Raw genomic sequence first — 355 nt, 5'->3', positions numbered from 1 at the left:
GATTCTCGGCGAGGGCCAGTACGAGATCGCCGACCAGCACCTGGACCGGCTCAACAAGCTGGACTCCGCCCTGCAGTCGGCCGCCGACGCGGGCAGCGAGGCCGCGTTCGCCTTCGCCCTGGCGGCCCTGCTGGGCGCGGTGCGCACTCTCGGCACGCCGCTGCTGGATGAGAGGATCACGCCCTCCGACCTGGTGCTGCCCGACGAGGGCAGCAGTCTGCGGCAGGTGCGGGAACTTCTGTCCGACGAGGGTCTGATCCCGGGGCGATGACAATGCGAAGCCGTTTCGAGCCCGACCGCCAGCTGACCGCCCGCATGGTGGTCACGATGTTCCTGCTCGGGCTGGTGTACGTGG

Annotated in this window: 1 protein-coding gene; it reads left to right on the top strand. The window is 69.6% G+C overall.

Features of this window, described 5'->3' with window-relative positions; translation table 11 throughout:
- The first annotated feature begins 1 nt into the window (after position 1).
- Positions 2-271 carry a PspA-associated protein PspAA gene (gene pspAA / locus C6N31_RS47275; RefSeq protein ID WP_307811620.1) on the top strand — a complete coding sequence of 90 codons (270 nt, stop codon included), beginning with the start codon at positions 2-4 and terminating at the stop codon, positions 269-271.
- The last annotated feature ends 84 nt before the right edge of the window (positions 272-355 follow it).

Origin of the sequence: Streptomyces fildesensis (genome assembly GCF_016107395.1) — a bacterium.
GTDB classification, from domain to species: Bacteria; Actinomycetota; Actinomycetes; order Streptomycetales; family Streptomycetaceae; genus Actinacidiphila; species Actinacidiphila fildesensis.
The sequence above is the reverse complement of the archived record's forward strand: the minus strand, read 5'-3'. Positions and strand labels throughout refer to the sequence as shown.